The sequence below is a fragment of the Streptomyces sp. NPDC012825 genome, from assembly GCF_042900925.1.
Taxonomy (GTDB): domain Bacteria; phylum Actinomycetota; class Actinomycetes; order Streptomycetales; family Streptomycetaceae; genus Streptomyces.
This window is the reverse complement of record NZ_JBIBBZ010000003.1, coordinates 43,130-57,928: the sequence shown is the minus strand read 5'-3', so window position 1 is coordinate 57,928 and position 14,799 is coordinate 43,130. Positions and strand designations below refer to the sequence as shown.

At 70.2% G+C, this 14,799-nt stretch carries 15 protein-coding genes and 1 tRNA gene; 11 read left to right on the top strand and 5 right to left on the bottom strand.

The window, feature by feature from the left end; genetic code table 11:
- Nucleotides 1-118: 118 nt before the first annotated feature.
- The gene (locus ACFY7E_RS08840; protein ID WP_389482335.1) at nucleotides 119-487 is read right to left on the bottom strand and encodes an Lsr2 family protein; all 369 of its coding nucleotides are present in this window, start codon (nucleotides 485-487) and stop codon (nucleotides 119-121) included.
- A 355-nt stretch (nucleotides 488-842) separates the two neighbouring features.
- On the opposite strand from ACFY7E_RS08840, the gene purS reads away from it, so the two are divergent.
- The 9 genes from purS to purM all read left to right on the top strand — a co-directional run bounded on the left by purS (nucleotide 843) and on the right by purM (nucleotide 10,189).
- The gene (purS, locus tag ACFY7E_RS08835) at nucleotides 843-1,088 is read left to right on the top strand and encodes a phosphoribosylformylglycinamidine synthase subunit PurS (RefSeq protein ID WP_015035032.1); all 246 of its coding nucleotides are present in this window, start codon (nucleotides 843-845) and stop codon (nucleotides 1,086-1,088) included.
- Entirely contained in the window at nucleotides 1,085-1,765 is a 681-nt protein-coding gene (gene purQ, locus ACFY7E_RS08830; protein WP_125660856.1) for a phosphoribosylformylglycinamidine synthase subunit PurQ, read from the top strand. The genes purS and purQ overlap by 4 nt, the downstream gene beginning before the upstream one ends.
- Nucleotides 1,765-4,014 carry a phosphoribosylformylglycinamidine synthase subunit PurL gene (gene purL / locus ACFY7E_RS08825; RefSeq protein WP_389482333.1) on the top strand — a complete coding sequence of 750 codons (2,250 nt, stop codon included), beginning with the start codon at nucleotides 1,765-1,767 and terminating at the stop codon, nucleotides 4,012-4,014. Before purQ ends, purL begins: the two co-directional genes overlap by 1 nt.
- Before the next feature lie 129 nt (nucleotides 4,015-4,143).
- Nucleotides 4,144-4,656: an ArsR/SmtB family transcription factor gene (locus ACFY7E_RS08820; RefSeq protein WP_389482330.1), complete on the top strand. Its 513-nt coding sequence runs from the start codon at nucleotides 4,144-4,146 to the stop codon at nucleotides 4,654-4,656.
- Nucleotides 4,657-4,723: 67 nt separating this feature from the next.
- Nucleotides 4,724-5,578, top strand: a complete 855-nt coding sequence (locus ACFY7E_RS08815; protein WP_389482328.1) for a M23 family metallopeptidase — start codon at nucleotides 4,724-4,726, stop codon at nucleotides 5,576-5,578.
- A gap of 41 nt (nucleotides 5,579-5,619) precedes the next feature.
- Nucleotides 5,620-6,408: a sterol carrier family protein gene (locus ACFY7E_RS08810; protein ID WP_389482325.1), complete on the top strand. Its 789-nt coding sequence runs from the start codon at nucleotides 5,620-5,622 to the stop codon at nucleotides 6,406-6,408.
- Between the two features lie 67 nt (nucleotides 6,409-6,475).
- Nucleotides 6,476-7,303 carry an META domain-containing protein gene (locus ACFY7E_RS08805; protein ID WP_389482323.1) on the top strand — a complete coding sequence of 276 codons (828 nt, stop codon included), beginning with the start codon at nucleotides 6,476-6,478 and terminating at the stop codon, nucleotides 7,301-7,303.
- 230 nt (nucleotides 7,304-7,533) lie between these two features.
- Nucleotides 7,534-9,060 (top strand): amidophosphoribosyltransferase, encoded by a 1,527-nt coding sequence (gene purF, locus ACFY7E_RS08800; protein ID WP_389482321.1) that lies wholly within the window; start codon nucleotides 7,534-7,536, stop codon nucleotides 9,058-9,060.
- 49 nt (nucleotides 9,061-9,109) lie between these two features.
- Nucleotides 9,110-10,189 carry a phosphoribosylformylglycinamidine cyclo-ligase gene (gene purM / locus ACFY7E_RS08795; RefSeq protein WP_389482318.1) on the top strand — a complete coding sequence of 360 codons (1,080 nt, stop codon included), beginning with the start codon at nucleotides 9,110-9,112 and terminating at the stop codon, nucleotides 10,187-10,189.
- A 158-nt stretch (nucleotides 10,190-10,347) separates the two neighbouring features.
- On the opposite strand, the gene ACFY7E_RS08790 is transcribed toward purM, so the two are convergent.
- Together ACFY7E_RS08790 and ACFY7E_RS08785 are read right to left on the bottom strand one after the other, a co-directional pair.
- Nucleotides 10,348-10,602 carry a DUF3073 domain-containing protein gene (locus tag ACFY7E_RS08790; protein ID WP_053648317.1) on the bottom strand — a complete coding sequence of 85 codons (255 nt, stop codon included), beginning with the start codon at nucleotides 10,600-10,602 and terminating at the stop codon, nucleotides 10,348-10,350.
- A gap of 289 nt (nucleotides 10,603-10,891) precedes the next feature.
- Nucleotides 10,892-11,992 (bottom strand): Leu/Phe/Val dehydrogenase, encoded by a 1,101-nt coding sequence (locus tag ACFY7E_RS08785; protein ID WP_389482315.1) that lies wholly within the window; start codon nucleotides 11,990-11,992, stop codon nucleotides 10,892-10,894.
- A gap of 155 nt (nucleotides 11,993-12,147) precedes the next feature.
- Here ACFY7E_RS08785 and ACFY7E_RS08780 point away from each other — a divergent pair, with 155 nt between their 5' ends.
- Entirely contained in the window at nucleotides 12,148-13,026 is an 879-nt protein-coding gene (locus ACFY7E_RS08780; RefSeq protein WP_389482312.1) for a hypothetical protein, read from the top strand.
- 753 nt (nucleotides 13,027-13,779) lie between these two features.
- Nucleotides 13,780-13,986 (top strand): developmental transcriptional regulator BldC, encoded by a 207-nt coding sequence (gene bldC, locus ACFY7E_RS08775; RefSeq protein ID WP_003949541.1) that lies wholly within the window; start codon nucleotides 13,780-13,782, stop codon nucleotides 13,984-13,986.
- Between the two features lie 329 nt (nucleotides 13,987-14,315).
- Here the strand turns inward: bldC and ACFY7E_RS08770 are convergent, their stop codons facing one another.
- Complete coding sequence (locus ACFY7E_RS08770; RefSeq protein ID WP_389482310.1) at nucleotides 14,316-14,543, bottom strand: DUF6274 family protein; 228 nt, start codon at nucleotides 14,541-14,543, stop codon at nucleotides 14,316-14,318.
- A 127-nt stretch (nucleotides 14,544-14,670) separates the two neighbouring features.
- Nucleotides 14,671-14,744 (bottom strand) — tRNA-Asp (locus ACFY7E_RS08765).
- Between the last annotated feature and the right edge of the window lie 55 nt (nucleotides 14,745-14,799).

The following is a 14,799-nucleotide window of genomic DNA, read 5'->3' as shown; positions in this document are numbered from 1 at the left end:
TCGCCCCTCGGCGTGATCCAGACTCTAGCCGATCACCCGGGGTGCAATGCAAATCGGCTCGGCCCGGGGTCGCGGGCGCCCTGCCCCGGAGGCGCCCCGCCCACCCCCGCGCGCTCGCTCAGCTCGCCTCGCGGAAGGCCTCGTAGACCCGCTTGGGGATCCGGCCCCGGGCCGGCACGTCCATCTTGTTGGACTGGGCCCAGGCGCGGACCGCCGCCGGGTCGGGGGCGAGGTCGGTGTGCGTGTACGTCGCGGCCCGGCCGCGGCCGCCGGTGGCGCCGGAACCGGCGCCGGCGCCCGCGCCGATCCGCGCGGGGATCTTGCGCCCGGCCGCGAGGTAGGGCGCGAGGGCCTTGCGGAGTTTCTTTGCATTGGCAGCATTCAGGTCGATCTCGTACATCTTCCCGTCGAGGCCGAACGCGACCGTTTCAGCTGCTTCTCCGCCCTCGATGTCATCGGAGAGGGTGACCACCACACGCTGAGCCACGGATATCGGTCCTTTCCTGCGGCCGCCGAGGTCGTCGTGGGGTGCTTGTGGCGCCCCTGACGTGCGACGATGCCGACCGTTCGGCTGTGCCGGAACAATGCTGCTTTCTTCTGGAAACCTTTCTACAGCGGCAGGCGTCGCATTGTGAAGCCCCGCCAATTGTTTCAGCGTGTCCCGGCGCAAAGCGGCCCGCAATATTTCACGCGAATTTTGCCGGGAGGGGTCGGTCGGGGCGCGCTCGCAGAGTCCCCCGGGAGTCTGCCTTTTGTAGGATCCTTCAGATCTCTACCCGCGTAGAATTTGGAGGCAGGTACGCTGAAGGAACCGCCCACGCAACACACCACCGGGAGTGCCAGTGGCACGCGTCGTAGTCGACGTCATGCTCAAGCCGGAGATCCTCGACCCCCAGGGGCAGGCGGTGCAGCGTGCACTGCCCCGCCTGGGATTCGCCGGAATCGCCGACGTCCGTCAGGGAAAGCGCTTCGAGCTGGAGGTGGAGGGACCGGTCGACGACGCCGCCCTCGCCCGCATCCATGAGATGGCCGAAACCTTCCTCGCCAACACCGTGATCGAAGACTTCGTCGTGAAGGTGGAGTCGTGACCGCACGCATCGGCGTCGTCACGTTCCCCGGAACGCTCGACGACCAGGACGCGCTGCGTGCCGCCCGTCTGGCGGGCGCCGAGCCCGTCTCGCTCTGGCACCGCGACAAGGACCTCAAGCAGGTCGACGCCGTGGTCCTGGCCGGCGGCTTCTCCTACGGCGACTACCTGCGGGCCGGAGCCATCTCCCGCTTCTCGCCGGTGATGGAGACGATCATCGAGCAGGCGAAGGCGGGCATGCCCGTCCTCGGCATCTGCAACGGCTTCCAGATCCTCACCGAGGCCCATCTGCTGCCGGGCGCGATGCTGCGCAACAACCACCTCCACTTCATCTGCCGCGACCAGAAGCTGCGGGTGGAGAACGCGGAGACCGCCTGGACCTCGGACTACACCGCGGGCCAGGAGATCGAGGTCCCGCTCAAGAACATGGACGGCCGGTACGTCGCCGACGAGCGCGTGCTCGACGAGCTGGAGGCCGAGGGGCGGGTGGCCTTCCGCTACCTGGACGTCAACCCCAACGGCTCGCTGCGCGACATCGCGGGCGTCACCAACGCCGCCGGCAACGTGGTCGGCCTCATGCCGCACCCCGAGCACGCCGTCGAGCCGCTGGTCGGCACCGGCAAGACGGACGGCCTCGGTTTCTTCACCTCGATCCTCAAGAAGCTGGTCAACGCCTGATGAGCCTCGACACCGTCAAGCACGCGAGCGGCACGCCGGACAGCGAGCAGCCCTGGAAGGAGCTCGGCCTCAAGGAGGACGAGTACGCGCGCATCCGCGAGATCCTCGGCCGCCGTCCCACCGGCGCCGAGCTCGCCATGTACTCCGTCATGTGGTCGGAGCACTGCTCGTACAAGAGCAGCAAGGTCCACCTGAAGCAGTTCGGCGAGAAGGTCCCCGCCAACGACGCCATGCTCGTCGGCATCGGCGAGAACGCGGGCGTCGTCGACGTCGGCCAGGGGTACGCGGTCACCTTCAAGGTCGAGTCGCACAACCACCCCTCGTACATCGAGCCCTACCAGGGCGCGGCCACCGGCGTCGGCGGCATCGTCCGCGACATCCTCGCCATGGGCGCCCGCCCGGTCGCGGTCGTGGACCCGCTGCGCTTCGGCGCGGCCGACCACCCCGACACCAAGCGCGTGCTGCCCGGTGTCGTCGCCGGCATCGGCGGCTACGGCAACTGCCTCGGCCTGCCCAACATCGGCGGCGAGGTCGTCTTCGACTCCTGCTACCAGGGAAACCCCCTGGTCAACGCCGGTTGCATCGGCGTGATGAAGCACGAGGACATCCACCTCGCCAAGGCTTCCGGCCCCGGTAACAAGGTGATCCTGTACGGCGCCCGCACGGGCGGCGACGGCATCGGCGGCGTGTCCGTACTGGCCTCGGAGACCTTCGACGACACGAAGCCGACCAAGCGTCCCGCCGTCCAGGTCGGCGACCCCTTCCAGGAGAAGCTCCTCATCGAGTGCACCCTGGAGATCTTCAAGGAGAAGCTGGTCGCGGGCATCCAGGACCTCGGCGGCGCCGGGCTCTCCTGCGCCACCTCCGAGCTGGCCTCCGCCGGTTCGGGAGGCATGCGGGTCGACCTCGACCTGGTGCACCTGCGCGACGCGACGCTCTCGCCCGAGGAGATCCTCATGAGCGAGTCGCAGGAGCGCATGTGCGCGATCGTCGAGCCCGAGCACGTCGAGCGCTTCCTGGAGATCTGCGAGAAGTGGGACGTCATCGCCACCGTCATCGGTGAGGTGACCGAGGGCGAGCGCCTGGAGATCTTCTGGCACGGCGAGCAGATCGTCGACGTGCCGCCGCGTTCCGTCGCCCACGAGGGCCCGACCTACCACCGGCCGTTCGCGCGCCCGGACTGGCAGGACGCACTCCAGGCCGACGACGCCGGCAAGCTGCCCCGGCCGCGGAACGGCGAGGAGCTGAAGGACCAGGTCCTCAAGCTCGTCTCCTCCCCGAACCAGGCCTCGAAGTCCTGGATCACGGACCAGTACGACCGGTTCGTGCAGGGCAACACGGTCCTCGCGCAGCCCGAGGACGCGGGCATGGTCCGCATCGACGAGGAGACCAACCTCGGCGTGGCCATGGCGACCGACGGCAACGGCCGGTACGCGAAGCTCGACCCGTACGCGGGCGCGCAGCTCGCGCTCGCGGAGGCGTACCGCAACGTCGCGGCCTCCGGCGCCAAGCCGCTCGCCATCTCGGACTGCCTGAACTTCGGTTCGCCCGAGGACCCGGCCGTGATGTGGCAGTTCGCCGAGGCCACCCGCGGTCTCGCGGACGGCTGCCTCCAGCTGGGCACCCCGGTGACCGGCGGCAACGTCTCGCTCTACAACCAGACCGGTGACGTGGCGATCCACCCGACGCCCGTCGTGGCCGTCCTCGGCGTGATCGACGACGTCAACCGCCGCACCCCGATCGCCTTCGCGGAAGAGGGCCAGCTCCTCTACCTGCTCGGCGACACCGAGGAGGAGTTCGGCGGCTCGGCGTGGTCCGAGGTGATCCACCAGCACCTCGGCGGTCTGCCGCCGGCCGTGGACCTCGACCGGGAGAAGCTGCTCGGTGAGATCCTGATCTCGGCCTCCCGCGACGGCATGATCGACGCGGCGCACGACCTCTCCGACGGCGGTCTCGTGCAGGCGGTCGTCGAGTCCTGCCTGCGCGGCGGCAAGGGCGCACGCCTGGTCGTCCCCGAGGGCCTGGACGCCTTCACCTTCCTCTTCAGCGAGTCGGCGGGCCGCGCGGTCGTCGCCGTCCCGCGCAGCGAGGAGCTCCGCTTCACCGACATGTGCGGTGCGCGGGGTCTGCCGGCGACCCGGATCGGTGTCGTCGACGGCGACGCCGTCGACGTGCAGGGCGAGTTCGCGCTCTCCCTGGCGGAGCTGCGCACGGCCCACGAGGCGACGATCCCGGGCCTGCTGGCCTGATCGCCTCCTCGGAGCAACGGCAGTACGTACGGGAGCCTCCGTCCGGACCCTCGGGTCCGGACGGGGGCTTCCTCGTTTCTCCTTCGATTCCCCCTTGCACGGAGTTACGTAGTTACGTAATCTGTACGCATGGAGCTGGAAGAGCGATTCACCGAGCTGGAGCGACGCATCGCGGCGCTGGAGGGCGTGGAGGCCCCCGAGCGCCCCGACGAGACCGCGGGAGGGCGCTTCTGGGCCCTGGAAGGATTCAAGGCCGAACTCGCCGAGGCGGGCCCGAGGGGCGCCGACGGCGGAGTGCTGTTCACGGGCTCGGTCCGACTGCCCACCGAGGAGCGGTACGAGTGGCAGTTCGGCGCGTTCACCGAGCGGCTGCTCGACGAGGACTGGGCCGAGACCGCGGACTCCTTCGCCGCCCTCGGCCATCCCGTACGGCTCCGGCTGCTGCGGGAGATACTCGGCGGCCGCCGCACCGCCGCCGAGCTGGCCGAGCTCCCGGAGACGGGCACGACCGGCCAGATCTACCACCACCTGCGCCAACTGACCGCCGCGGGCTGGCTCCACACGACCGGACGCGGCCGCCACGAGGTTCCGGCGGCCCGGGTCGTCCCGCTCCTGGTGGCCCTCACGGCGGCCCACTCGTAGCCCTTCGGCCACAACCGCCGGTCCTCCGACCACGGCCGTCGACCACGATCGTTCAGGGGGAACGCCCATGTTCACGCGCAAGTCCGCGGTGGTGCTCCACCGCACGCTCTGGCTGCTGTTCTTCGTCCAGTTGATCGTCTCGTTCACCGTCGGACTGCCCTATCCGTACGCCGTGAGCTGGCTGCCGCTGATCGCCGCCATGGCGGTCGGGATCGGGCTCGCCCGGCACACCGGCAAGCAGGTCGAGGCGGCGCGGCCCCCGGTCGAAGTGGACCCGCCGGTCATCGGCCGCTGGACGGCGCTCAACAGCCCGGCCGACCGGACGCCCAGCCACGGCACCCACCAGTACGGCCAGACGTACGCCATCGACATCCTGGCGGAGGCGGAGGCGGAGGCGGAGGCGGAGGACGGGGAGCGGTCCCGGCCCTCCTTCACGTGGTTGTGGCCGGTGGCCCGCCGGAGCGAGGACTTCCCGGCCTTCGGCGCCCCGCTGTTCGCGGTCGCCGACGCGACCGTCGTGCACGCCGAGGACGGCCAGCGCGACCACCTCAGCCGCAACTCGCTGCCCGCCGCCCTCTGTCTGCTGCTCTTCGAGGGCATCGCCCGCGTCCTCGCGGGAGCCCGGCGGATCGTCGGGAACCACCTGATACCCGACCTCGGAGACGGCACCCACGCGGTGTACGCACACCTCCGGCGGGGTTCGCTCACCGTCCGGGCGGGTGACCGGGTCACGGCCGGCCAGAAGCTCGCCCGGTGCGGAAACTCCGGCAACTCCACCGAACCGCACCTGCACTTCCACCTCATGAACGGACCCGACCTGGACACGGCCAGGGGTGTGCCCTTCACCTGGCGCGGTGTCGGCGTCCCGAGGAACAAGGAGACGTTCGAGGCGATACCGGGCCCGGCCCGGCCGGCGGCCTGACCTTCGTCCGTGACGCGCCCGCCGCCGACTACCCTCGCCCCATGCCACCGGCCAAGAAGCGCACCCGCAGCTACGACCCGGCCAAGGTCCGGGCCGCCGTCCTCACCCAGTTCCGGCACGTACGGGACGCCGTCGGGGCGTTCACGCCCGTGCAGCTCGACGGGCCGACCCGGCTCGGGGAGTGGACCGTACGGGACCTGGCCGCACACCTCGCGTGGATGGTCGACTCCGTGCCGCAGCTGCTCGCCGCGCCCGCGCCCGCCGCGCGGGAACTGGCCCTGCTCGACTGGCCGTCCAGGACCGCGTCGGCAGCCGAACGGATCGACGCGCACACGCGCGGGATCGACGCCTCCGACCTGCACGGGCTCTACGCACGCGTGCAGGACGATTACGAGGAGGCGGTGGCGGGCGCCGCCGACGAACGGCTCCTGCCGCTGAGCTTCGGCGCCATGACCCTCGGGGACTTCCTCGTCACCCGGACCGTCGAACTCGTCGTCCACACCGACGACCTGAACGAGGCGACCGGCGCCGGCATCCCGTACGACCGTCAGGCCCTCGCCGCCTGCACCCGTCTCCTCGCGGACGTGCTGGCGGTGAGGGCACCGGGCGGGGCGGTCGAGGTCCGGGTTCCGCCGTACGCCGTCGTCCAGTGCGTGGAGGGCCCCCGGCACACCCGGGGCACCCCGCCCAACGTGGTCGAGACGGACCCCCTGACCTGGATCCGGCTCGCGACCGGGCGCGTGGAGTGGGCGGCGGAAGTGGACGCGGCCCTGGTGAGCGCGAGCGGCGAGCGCGCCGACCTGGCGGACCTGCTGCCCCTGATGGGCTGACCGCCGAGCCCCGCATCGTCCGTACGGCCCCGTGGAACCGACTCGTCCGGTCGTCCGTCCCATCTTCATGTCGAAGCCACGAGCACTCGTCGTCCTGGTCCCGCTCCTCCCGGCCCTCCTGCTCACCGCCTGCGGTACGGAAGGAGGTCGGGGATCCGGGTCCGGTGCGGACACGGTCTCCCCGGACCTCCCGCTCACCGGCACGCACTGGACCGTCGACAAGGTCACCGTCGGCGGGAACGCGTCCGACGCCCCGGACGGCGCCGACGTCGCGTTCGAGGAGGACGGCCGTGTCGTCGGTCGCGGCGGCTGCAACACCTTCAACGCCACCGTCACCGTGAGGGGCGACATCCTCACCGCCACTCCGGGCCCGAGGACCGGGATGGCCTGTTCCGACGACCGGATGCGGTTCGAGAAGGACCTGGTCGAGGCCTTCTCCGGGGAGCTCAAGGGCACGCTGAAGAACGACACGCTCACCCTGACCTCGCCCGACGGGCGGAACGTCCTCGCGCTCACCGCCGAGCAGCCCGCCCCGCTGCGCGGCACCACCTGGAAGGTCGACGGCCTGCTCTCCGGGAAGACGGCGTCCTCCCTGCCCGCCGGCAGCGAGGGCAAGGCGCGGATCGTCCTGGGCGAGGACGGCAAGGTCACCGGCAACCTGGGCTGCAACAACTTCTCCGCGACCGCGAAGGCCGACGCCACCACCCTCACCGTCGAGGGCCCGGCGGCCACCACCCGGATGATGTGCACGGGCCCGCAGATGAAGCTGGAGACCACGCTGTACGAACTCCTCGACGGGCCGCTCACCTACCGGCTCGACCACCGGACCCTGACGCTCACCGACGCCTCGGGCGAGGGCCTCACCGCCACCGCCGAACCGGCCGGACGCGCGTAGCGTCCGGGGTCCGGAGCCGCTCCGATTGCGAACTCCGTCACATCGCGGGACGGCTCCGAACCCGGTACGAGCGTCCGCTCTCCACGGTCCCGGAGCCGGAATCCCTTCCCCCGCCTGGTTTGTAGCCCTCTCCAAGCACGAGATGATCATTTCGTGCGATCGCACGAGTGAGGGCGATCCCGGATTTCCTCAATTCGGACCAGTGGTCGAGCCCGTCTACACTCGGAAACGTGCCACGTGGTGACGGTCGACTCAATCACGACCTGCTTCCCGGCGAGAAGGGCCCTCAGGACGCTTGCGGCGTCTTCGGGGTCTGGGCTCCGGGTGAAGAGGTCGCAAAGCTCACGTACTTCGGGCTCTACGCCCTCCAGCATCGGGGTCAGGAATCCGCGGGAATCGCGGTCAGCAACGGCTCCCAGATCCTCGTCTTCAAGGACATGGGCCTCGTGTCCCAGGTCTTCGACGAGACCTCTCTCGGTTCCCTGCAAGGTCACATCGCGGTCGGTCACGCCCGCTACTCGACCACCGGGGCCTCCGTGTGGGAGAACGCGCAGCCGACGTTCCGGGCGACCGCCCACGGCTCGATCGCGCTCGGCCACAACGGCAACCTGGTGAACACGGCGCAGCTCGCCGAGATGGTCGCGGCCCTGCCCAAGAAGGAAGGGCGCGCGACCCAGGTCGCCGCCACCAACGACACCGACCTGGTCACCGCGCTCCTCGCGGGCCAGGCGGACGAGGACGGCAAGCCGCTCACCATCGAGCAGGCCGCCGCGAAGGTCCTCCCCGAGGTCCGGGGCGCCTTCTCCCTCGTCTTCATGGACGAGCACACGCTCTACGCGGCCCGCGACCCGCAGGGCATCCGCCCGCTGGTCCTCGGCCGTCTGGAGCGCGGCTGGGTGGTCGCCTCGGAGTCCGCCGCCCTCGACATCTGCGGCGCCAGCTACGTCCGCGAGGTCGAACCGGGCGAGCTGATCGCGATCGACGAGAACGGCATCCGCACCTCCCGATTCGCTGAAGCGAAGCCCAAGGGCTGTGTCTTCGAGTACGTGTACCTGGCCCGTCCGGACACCGACATCGCCGGCCGGAACGTGTACCTCTCCCGCGTGGAGATGGGCCGCCGCCTCGCGAAGGAGGCGCCCGTCGAGGCCGACCTGGTGATAGCGACTCCGGAGTCGGGCACCCCGGCCGCCATCGGCTACGCCGAGGCCTCGGGCATCCCCTTCGGCGCCGGCCTGGTCAAGAACGCCTACGTCGGGCGCACCTTCATCCAGCCCTCCCAGACCATCCGCCAGCTGGGCATCCGGCTGAAGCTGAACCCCCTCAAGGAAGTCATCAAGGGGAAGAAGCTCGTGGTCGTCGACGACTCGATCGTCCGCGGCAACACCCAGCGGGCCCTGGTCCGGATGCTCCGCGAGGCCGGCGCCGCCGAGGTCCACATCCGGATCTCCTCCCCGCCGGTCAAGTGGCCCTGCTTCTTCGGCATCGACTTCGCGACCCGCGCGGAGCTGATCGCCAACGGCATGTCGGTCGACGAGATCGGCAAGTCGCTGGGCGCGGACTCGCTCTCGTACATCTCCCTGGAGGGGATGATCGAGGCGACCACGATCCAGAAGCCGAACCTCTGCCGCGCCTGCTTCGACGGCGAGTACCCGATGGAGCTGCCGGACCCCGAGCTGCTCGGCAAGCAGCTCCTGGAGACCGAGCTGGCCGCCGGTCCGGCCGCCACCGCGGCCTCCGACGCGCTCCGTCGCCCGTAAGACCCCGCCGCAACCGCTGCAACCGCAGTACGACACGAAAGTTCCCAGCATGTCTGAGTCCCTCAGTGCCGAAGGCGGCGCCAGCTACGCGTCCGCGGGCGTCGACATCGAGGCGGGCGACCGCGCCGTCGAGCTGATGAAGGAGTGGGTGAGGAAGACTCAGCGCCCCGAGGTCCTCGGCGGCCTCGGCGGCTTCGCCGGCCTCTTCGACGCCTCCGCCCTCAAGCGCTACGAGCGTCCGCTGCTCGCCTCCGCGACCGACGGCGTCGGCACGAAGGTCGACATCGCCCGCCGGATGGGCGTCTACGACACCATCGGCCACGACCTGGTCGCGATGGTCATGGACGACATCGTCGTCTGCGGCGCCGAGCCGCTCTTCATGACCGACTACATCTGCGTGGGCAAGGTGCACCCGGAGCGGGTCGCGGCGATCGTCAAGGGCATCGCGGAGGGCTGCGTCCTGGCCGGCTGCGCCCTGGTCGGCGGCGAGACCGCGGAGCACCCGGGCCTCCTCGGCCCGGACGACTTCGACGTCGCCGGCGCGGGCACGGGCGTCGTGGAGTACGACCGGCTGCTCGGCGCGGACCGCATCCGTACGGGTGACGCGGTCATCGCCATGGCCTCCTCCGGTCTTCACTCCAACGGGTACTCGCTCGTGCGGCACGTGCTCTTCGACCGCGCCGGCATGACCCTCGACCAGCGGGTCGAGGAGCTCGGCCGGACGCTGGGCGAGGAGCTCCTGGAGCCCACGAAGATCTACTCGCTCGACTGCCTGGCCCTCACCCGGACCACGGACGTCCACGCCTTCAGCCACATCACGGGCGGCGGTCTGGCGGCCAACCTGGCCCGGGTGATCCCGGACGGCCTGCACGCCACCGTGGACCGTTCGACCTGGGCGCCGGGCGCGATCTTCGACCTGGTCGGCAAGGCCGGGCAGGTGGAGCGCCTGGAGCTGGAGAAGACCCTGAACATGGGCGTCGGCATGATGGCCGTCGTGCCGGCCGAGTCCGTGGACGTGGCCCTGGCCACCCTGGCGGACCGCGGGGTCGAGTCCTGGGTCGCGGGCGAGATCACCGAGCGCGGCGACCGCGCCACCGGCGCCGAGCTGGTCGGGGACTACGCGAACTGACCGGCGGAGGACGTACGCATCGGGGGTGCCCTCAGGGGCGCCCCCGTTCGCCGTCTCCGCCCGTGTCCCGCGTCCGTACGCGATCGAGCCGCGCGGACACGCGGACAGCACAGAAACCCGGCCGGGTGTACCGGACCGGGTTTCGGTGGTTCAGAAGGTCAAGCGCGACGCGGGGACGAGGAGGGGCCGGACTGGTCGTCCTCGTCCTCGTCGTCCGTGTTGTAGAGATCCGCGTACTGGGCGTACGGGTCGTCTTCCTCGTCGTCGTCCTCGAACGGCTCGCCATTCGGCGGCTGGCTCGAAGTCGAAGCGCCCAGCTCATTGGCCAGACGCGTCAGGTCCGTCCCGCCGCTGCTGTACTTCAGCTGGCGGGCGACCTTGGTCTGCTTGGCCTTTGCCCGGCCGCGCCCCATGGCTCGACCCCCTCGGTGACGGGGCTCGATGGCCCCAGAGTCTTGACACGCGTTCATGATGCGGAACGGACTCTCGACGGAGAGACCGGCCCGTAGGGCTTCAACGGTACCTGTTTCCGTGGGTCTACGGTACGCCGCGCGCATCACATACCCCGGTACAGAACCTTCGAGGTGCCCTTTCCTCGCTGGTCAGTCGCGATTTTAACCTCTTCTGGGGGTACGACCCGCCGAGAAGGGTGAGGGAAGTCTCCCCGCACCCCTGTCGCGGCGGGCCGCTCCCGGCCCGGTTCTAGCCGCGCCGGGCCTCCGCCATCCGCTGCTCGGCGATCCGGTCGGCCGCGGCGGCCGGCGGGATCCCGTCCTCCTTCGCACGTGCGAAGATCGAGAGGGTGGTGTCGAAGATCTTCGTCGCCTTCGCCTTGCAGCGGTCGAAGTCGAAGCCGTGCAGCTCGTCGGCGACCTGGATCACGCCACCGGCGTTGACCACGTAGTCGGGCGCGTAGAGGATTCCGCGCTCCTCCAGGTCCTTCTCGACGCCGAGGTGGGCGAGCTGGTTGTTGGCCGCGCCGCAGACGATCTTCGCGGTGAGGACCGGCACGGTGTCGTCGTTCAGGGCGCCGCCGAGCGCGCAGGGCGCGTAGACGTCCAGGCCCTCGACGCGGATCAGCGCGTCGGTGTCGGCGACCACCTTCACCTGCGGGTGCCTGTCGGTGATCCGGCGGACCGACTCCTCGCGCACGTCGGTCACGTACACCTCGGCGCCGTCCTCCAGGAGGTGCTCGACGAGGTAGTGGCCGACCTTGCCGACGCCCGCGACGCCGACCTTGCGGCCGCGCAGCGTGGGGTCGCCCCACAGGGTCTGCGCGGAGGCGCGCATGCCCTGGAAGACGCCGAAGGCGGTGAGGACGGAGGAGTCGCCGGCGCCGCCGTTCTCGGGGGAGCGGCCGGTGGTCCACTCGTTCTCGCGGGCGACGACGTCCATGTCGGCGACGTAGGTGCCGACGTCGCAGGCCGTGACGTACCGGCCGCCGAGGGAGGCGACGAAGCGCCCGTAGGCGAGGAGGAGTTCCTCCGTCTTGATCTGCTCCGGGTCGCCGATGATGACGGCCTTGCCGCCGCCGTGGTCGAGACCGGCCAGGGCGTTCTTGTACGACATGCCGCGCGCCAGGTTGAGGGCGTCGGCGATCGCCTCGGCCTCGGTGGCGTACGGGTAGAAGCGGGTGCCGCCGAGGGCAGGCCCCAGGGCGGTGGAGTGGAGGGCGATGACGGCCTTGAGGCCGGTGGCGCGGTCCTGGCAGAGCACGACTTGCTCGTGGCCACCCTGTTCCGAGCGGAAGAGGGTGTGCAGCACGTCTGCGGGATCGACAGGAACGCCGGTCACATCGGTCACGGTGGTGACTCCCAAGTACGAAGCGGCGGGTTCGGTCCTCCCTGCGGGTGGGGGAGGGACCGGTTCGGCAAGAGGGTAAGCGCTACCTGGGCGTAGATCAGCCGCAGTGCGCAGGATCACCCCCTCGGGGAGTACCTCCGTGGAAGGATCGCGACATGTCGGTCGCCTCCTCGGTCCTCGTCCCCTACGCGTCCTATCTGCGGGTGTACGAGCCGCTGGCCGCGTTCCCCGAGCCGGAGCGGTCCCACTGGGCCCGGTACGCGCGGCGGTCCCGCACCCCGGGGGCGCAGGAGGAGCTGCGCCGGTCGCTCGCGGACCTGCTGCCGACGCCCCCGGTCCCGGTGCCGGTGCACGAGAGCGGCGAGGCCTTCGTCGCGCACCTGGACGGTGCGGTGGTGATCTGCCCGTGGCGGACCCGGCTGCGCGGGTGGCTGGCCCTGGAGGAGCTGGTGGCGGAGGGGTATCCCGGGGCGGTGCTCGACGCGATGCTGCCGCCGGTGGTGCGCGCCCAGGTGGCGGCGGACCACGAGCGCTGGCTGGCGCGGAACCCGGACGCGCGGCCGTGGATCCGTACGGCGGTCTGGCAGGTGCCGGTGCGCTGGTTCGCCCTTTTCGGTGACGAGGACCGGCAGTACGAGCCGGGCGTCCCGAAGGAGGGGGCCGGAGCGGAGGGGGACGGGGCGGGCCGGGCGCCGGTGCTGCGCTACCGGACGACGATGGCCCAGGCGAGGCGCCGGCTCGCGCGGGCCCTGCGGGCGCTGCGGGAGTCGATCGACGACGGTCCGATGACGGAGGGGCTGATCGATGTGGGGCGCTGGCTGGAGGAGTTCCATCCGCGCGCCATGGTGGAGCTGGACTTCGGCGGCCTGGTGCACGTGGTGTCGGAGGAGTGGCTGGCGGAGGAGCGGTCGGCGGCCCGGCTGGCGAAGGGGATCGCCGCGTTGCGGGCGGGGGACGAGGAGGCGGCGAACGAGGCGTACGGGCACCTGGCCGAGCGCTGGCGGGCGATCAGGGACCTGCGGTTCGCGAACTGACGACCCTTCGGGAGATCAGGCCTCCCTGGAGGGCTACGGCCCACTCGATGAGGCACGGCCCTCCTCGAAGAGGTACGGCCCGCTCGCAGGGGTACGGCCCACTCGAAAGGGGTACGGGCGCCGGGAACCGGCGATCGTGGCCGGAAGCCCCCGTGTGCGAACTGACACCAGTCGGGCATCTTCGTCAGGTCGGTATCGACAAGACATGTCCGACCGGTGTAAATGATCTTCAAGGCCTCCGGAGTCGACGGCTCCGGGGCTCCTCCGCGCTCCTTCCGGTCCACGGGTCCTTCGGCTCCCGCCCGGTGGGGACGTTGGTCCCGATCCGGGCCTTTGGCTCAAGCGTGACGGACAGCACTTAACGCACCCTTGCGCCGATCACCCATCCTCGTGCCAAAATAGGACAAGGAGTCCGGGGAGGGTTCCTTCCGCCCAACTTTGGGCGGAAAGCTCAGCATTGCACTCTATGGGGGGTCTGAGGACTCCTGATCGCTCTGTGACTGATCGTCACAGACGCGTGACTGTCCGTTATGGCATGGTCCATCGACTTCCGCCGCTGATGAACACCTGCGAGGGCAATTCCATCGGTTTGGCCGACGTGGCTGGACGGATGGTGTAGTTGTAGTGCCGAGGACAAGCCGTTCGTCCTATAACCGACTCGGCCCGCTTCTGCCATTTCGGGCAACGCGGGTCAAGGTGCAGAATTTAGAGGAAAGAACCGAGATTGGTTCGGTTCTCCCGAGGAGGCCGCTCATGACCGCTCGCACCCCTGATGCCGAGCCGCTGCTGACCCCTGCCGAGGTCGCCACGATGTTCCGTGTGGACCCGAAGACGGTGACCCGTTGGGCCAAGGCGGGCAAGCTCACGTCCATCCGCACCCTGGGTGGGCACCGCCGGTACCGCGAGGCCGAGGTCCGCGCGCTGCTGGCGGGCATTCCGCAGCAGCGCAGCGAGGCCTGAGGTCGCGTGACACCCCGCATCACCCCGTAACGCCGGGCCTTTCCGGATCCCCCAATCCGGCGGCCCACCCCTGGTTCTGCCGGCGGACGCCTGCCCCAACAGGTCTTCGCCAGACGATCGCGCTGGACTCCGCCGGGTCCAGCGCGATCTTTTTGTGCCCGGCGCCATCCTGTGAACGGTCGTGCAATTGCACCGATTAAATCGGACCGGTGTAGGGAGGGTGTAAGTGAAGGGGTTTCTGAAACTCTTTCAGTGACACCCGTCACACGCGCGAACCCTTGCCAAGGTCAAGCCTGCCACTCCCGGAAGGGTGTTCGACGCGCCGTCGGTCACGGGTCGGCGGGACCTTCGTCCTCCGCCGCCGGCGCCCGCTCCTCGGCCCCGGAGGCCTCCGGGGTGTCCGGGACGTCCAGGACCTCCGGCACCTCCATGGCGAGCCTCAACAGGCGGTGGCAGACCACGCAGTGGCGCGTGAGGTGCCCGTACCGCGACGCGGCCGCCAGATGGGCGCGCAGCAGTGCTCGTGTGTCGTGCCGTGCTGCGGACGCCGCGGCCATGCGCGACCACCTCCAGTCGGGCCCCCGATTCCCTGAAGACCGGAGTACCGGCGGGCACGGGGCCCCGTCAAGACACGGGAACACAACGAAGGCCCGCATCTCACGATGCGGGCCTTCGGCTTCGAGGCGATCCTGACGGGACTTGAACCCGCGACCTCCACCTTGACAGGGTGGCGAGCTAACCAACTGCTCCACAGGACCTTGCTCGCAGCCTTCTTTCAAGCGGCTGCGAGAGAGACTGTACAGCAGGTCAGCG

Excerpts from the sequence above, each read along its gene's own strand:
- purL (WP_389482333.1), top strand. The coding sequence starts at position 1,765 with ATGAGCCTCGACACCGTCAAGCACGCGAGCGGCACGCCGGACAGCGAG.
- ACFY7E_RS08820 (WP_389482330.1), top strand. The coding sequence starts at position 4,144 with ATGGAGCTGGAAGAGCGATTCACCGAGCTGGAGCGACGCATCGCGGCG.
- ACFY7E_RS08815 (WP_389482328.1), top strand. The coding sequence starts at position 4,724 with ATGTTCACGCGCAAGTCCGCGGTGGTGCTCCACCGCACGCTCTGGCTG.
- ACFY7E_RS08810 (WP_389482325.1), top strand. The coding sequence starts at position 5,620 with ATGCCACCGGCCAAGAAGCGCACCCGCAGCTACGACCCGGCCAAGGTC.
- ACFY7E_RS08805 (WP_389482323.1), top strand. The coding sequence starts at position 6,476 with ATGTCGAAGCCACGAGCACTCGTCGTCCTGGTCCCGCTCCTCCCGGCC.
- purM (WP_389482318.1), top strand. The coding sequence starts at position 9,110 with ATGTCTGAGTCCCTCAGTGCCGAAGGCGGCGCCAGCTACGCGTCCGCG.
- ACFY7E_RS08790 (WP_053648317.1), bottom strand. The coding sequence starts at position 10,602 with ATGGGGCGCGGCCGGGCAAAGGCCAAGCAGACCAAGGTCGCCCGCCAG.
- ACFY7E_RS08780 (WP_389482312.1), top strand. The coding sequence starts at position 12,148 with ATGTCGGTCGCCTCCTCGGTCCTCGTCCCCTACGCGTCCTATCTGCGG.
- bldC (WP_003949541.1), top strand. The coding sequence starts at position 13,780 with ATGACCGCTCGCACCCCTGATGCCGAGCCGCTGCTGACCCCTGCCGAG.
- ACFY7E_RS08770 (WP_389482310.1), bottom strand. The coding sequence starts at position 14,543 with ATGGCCGCGGCGTCCGCAGCACGGCACGACACACGAGCACTGCTGCGC.